This is a genomic window from Alcanivorax sp. HI0083 (assembly GCF_001635175.1).
The window spans coordinates 1-3,035 of record NZ_LWFX01001419.1; the positions used below are offsets into that span (position 1 = coordinate 1).

The 3,035-nt window shown below is 61.4% G+C and carries 4 protein-coding genes; 2 read left to right on the plus strand and 2 right to left on the minus strand.

All coding sequences use genetic code 11. The features are described from left to right. Positions 1-458, plus strand: a 458-nt coding sequence (locus A3754_RS21505) for a GlyGly-CTERM sorting domain-containing protein (RefSeq protein WP_156497135.1), incomplete at its 5' end; no start/stop codon positions are given. Here A3754_RS21505 and A3754_RS21510 read toward each other — a convergent pair. Together A3754_RS21510 and A3754_RS21515 are read right to left on the minus strand one after the other, a co-directional pair. Continuing rightward, positions 423-1,265: a hypothetical protein gene (locus A3754_RS21510; RefSeq protein WP_063521294.1), complete on the minus strand. Its 843-nt coding sequence runs from the start codon at positions 1,263-1,265 to the stop codon at positions 423-425. The genes A3754_RS21505 and A3754_RS21510 overlap by 36 nt on opposite strands. Positions 1,266-1,313: 48 nt before the next feature. Beyond that, positions 1,314-2,447 carry an aminotransferase class V-fold PLP-dependent enzyme gene (locus A3754_RS21515; RefSeq protein WP_063521295.1) on the minus strand — a complete coding sequence of 378 codons (1,134 nt, stop codon included), beginning with the start codon at positions 2,445-2,447 and terminating at the stop codon, positions 1,314-1,316. 203 nt (positions 2,448-2,650) lie between these two features. On the opposite strand from A3754_RS21515, the gene A3754_RS21520 reads away from it, so the two are divergent. Continuing rightward, positions 2,651-3,035 (plus strand): helix-turn-helix domain-containing protein (locus tag A3754_RS21520; protein WP_156497136.1); only part of this gene is annotated, 385 nt, incomplete at its 3' end.

Consider the following 3,035-nt stretch of genomic DNA (forward strand, 5'->3'; position numbering starts at 1 on the left):
ATGTGGTACTCAGCCTGACCACGCAGCGGGGCAATGATGGCCTGGTGCGGGTCAATGCCCAGGTCACCAATGCGGCGACCCATCAGGCAGCGGCGCGGGTGCGGGTTGGCTTTACCTTGCCGTCCGGGTGGAGTCCGGTGTCACTGCCTGAGAACTGTGCCGGGGGCGGCCTGGTGCAATGCGGGCTTGGCGATATGTCGCCGGGTGAAGTGGCGTCCCAGCAACTGATTCTGGACGGTCAGGGCGATGATAGCCTGGCAGTGCAGGTGTGGACCGATAACGGGGATTACCCGGCGGACGATAGCTCGGCAAGCACCCGGCCGGCCCAAGCGCGCAGCAGTGCGTCCAGTGGCGGTAATGCCAGTGGCGGGAGCGATGGCGGCGGTGGCGGGGGCAGTTTGTCCTGGTGGCTGCTGGCGCTATTATCCGTGGTGTCCGTTCGGCGGCTCCACCAGTGACAGGTGGCGCTGACGTTCCGGCGCCAGCGCGCCCTGATTGCCCTTCCAGGGCAGGGCGTCAATCCCCTTGGGGATGGCATCCAGCTGGAAGGGCGCCTTGATAATTTCGAAGTAGGGCGAGTGGTCGAAGTCCGCAGCAGTAATGGCTCGGGGTTGCAGCCGGAGCAAGCGGGCGGCGGGCTCGCTTTCCTTCACCAGCGGCATGACCGGGAATTGCACAAAGCTGAAGGCATCGGCGACGACGGTGCCACTGAGTGCCTTGATCAATTCACCGGCCCAGCGGCGGAACAGGCTGGTGCGCCAGCGCAGGGGCAGCCAGCGCCAGGGTAGCAGGGTCATCATGGCCAGTGCGCCCCAGGACTGGGCACCCCCGGCGCCAATGCGGCTGATGGCGTAGCGGAGTACATCCTGGGCTTCATTGTCACTCAGGCCCTGTGCCCGGCAGACGCGAATCTGACGACCTTCCAGTGCGGACAGCGGCTCCACGATCAACCCCCGTTCCAGGCGGGCATCAATCACCAGTTGGGTATCCGGTTCGCAGGGGGTGTAATCCGCCAACAGGGCGCGCAGGGCCGGGTCGGCTACGTCGTGCAGCCGGCCAATGTAGAGTACCGCCCGCGCGTAGCGGCTATCGCCGATCACCTTGAAGGTGCGGTCCACGCTGCTGTGCCCGGCCACCAACAGCACGTCACAGGATTTCAGCACCGTGCGCAGGCTTTCCAAGTCCGCGCTGGGCTGGCCGCTGAACTGCTCATCGCGCTGCAAACGGCGGCAAATCCATTGATAGAAGGCCAGCTGTCGGTTCATCTGTGAGGCTCCGGTATCCATAACGAGGCGCATATGAGGTTCTGGAGCTTACAGCAGGGCCAGAGCCTGGTCGATGACCGAATTGGCAGTGTAGAAGTGTGGCGAAAAGCGTACACCACCGCCGCGTTCCGCGCATACCACGCCGCCCTTTTTCAGGCGCTGGAAGGTGTCGCCCGGGGCTTCTTCGGACAGGCGGAAGGTGACGATTCCAGCCCGTCGCTGAGGGGCCGCAGCGCTGAGCAGTGTGGCGTTTTTGTCTTGCAGCCCTTCGATCAGCCATTGCACCCGCTGTTGCAAGGCATCAGCCACCGCGTCCATGCCGGTATCCTGCAGCAGTGACAGGGAGGCATTCAGGGCATGGGCACCGAGCATGTTTGGGCTCCCGCATTCGAAGCGTTTGGCGGTAGTGGCGGGCTGCCAGTCCTTGCGGGTGTAATTGCCCGGATCGGCCACCATATGCCAACCATGCTGACGCAGAATCAATTGATCCTGCACCGCGCGGCGGCAATAGAACAGGGCGAGCCCTTCCGGGCCGAGCATCCATTTGTGGCCGTCGGCCACCACAAAATCAGCGTTTACCTGCTCTGCTGAGAACGGCAGTGTGCCGAGAATCTGGATGGCGTCCACACAGAAGAGTATGCCCTGGGCACGGCAGGCGGCGCCGATGGGAGCCATATCCATCAACAGGCCGGTGCCGTACTGGACGGCGGAAAGAGACACCAGGCGGGTGCGCGGACCCATGGAGTCAATGACATTCTGCTCCGGGTTGTCCCCCTCCAGATTGACCTCGATCACTTCCACCCCCTGGTTTGCCAGGGCCTGCCAGGGGATGCGGTTGGACGGGAATTCCTGATCACTGATGATAACCTGATCGCCAGCCTGCCATTCCAGGCCCTGGGCAATGACGGACAGGCCTTCGGAAGTGTTCTTGAGCAAGGCGATCTCTTCGCTGCTAACGCCTCCCACCAGCCAGGCCAAACGCTCGCGTAGCTGCTGCTCGACTTTCAACCAGTGTGGATAATCCCGTGCGCCGATGAATACATTCTGGCGAGCAAATTCGGTTACCGCGTCCTGGGTACGTTGTGGCCAGGGGGCGACGGCTGCATGGTTGAGGTAAAGCAGGCCGTCCTGCTGGGCAAATTCGGTGGCGATATCCGGGGGGCTCCCGTCAGAGTTGGCCATGTTGTGTTGCCTCCGTGCGCTGGGTTGAGCTGATGCGTGGCGGAAAACCATGACGCTATGCTAACCGGCGCCAGGTTTCCATGGCGAGACGCTACCGAAATGCCGCGGGTTGCTATCTGATATGCGTATAAAAAGGGAATGCGTTAGAATTGCGACTGTCCAGTCGGCTTTAGGCCCGCATACCCGGGCGAAAGGAGAAATAGATGGGTGATCTGGAAAAAGCCACGCGTAAAGCTCAGGAATTTCGTCAGCGAGAACGTGAGATTCTCGATGCCGCTCTGGCCCTTTTTCTGGAAGAAGGCGAAGACCGGGTGACCGTGGAAATGATTGCGGACCGGGTGGGTATTGGCAAAGGCACTATCTACAAGCATTTCGAAACCAAGAACGAAATCTACCTGCTGCTGATGCTGCGCTATGAGGAAGACCTGGCCGGCGTGTTCCAGCAAATTTCCGATGCGGACAACAAGGAACGCCTGGCGCGGGAATATTTCCGTTTCCGGATTTCCGATCCCAAGCGTTACCAGCTGTTTGATCGGCTGGAAAACAAGGTGATCAAGGATCATGCCCTGCCTGAGCTGGTGGCCAAGC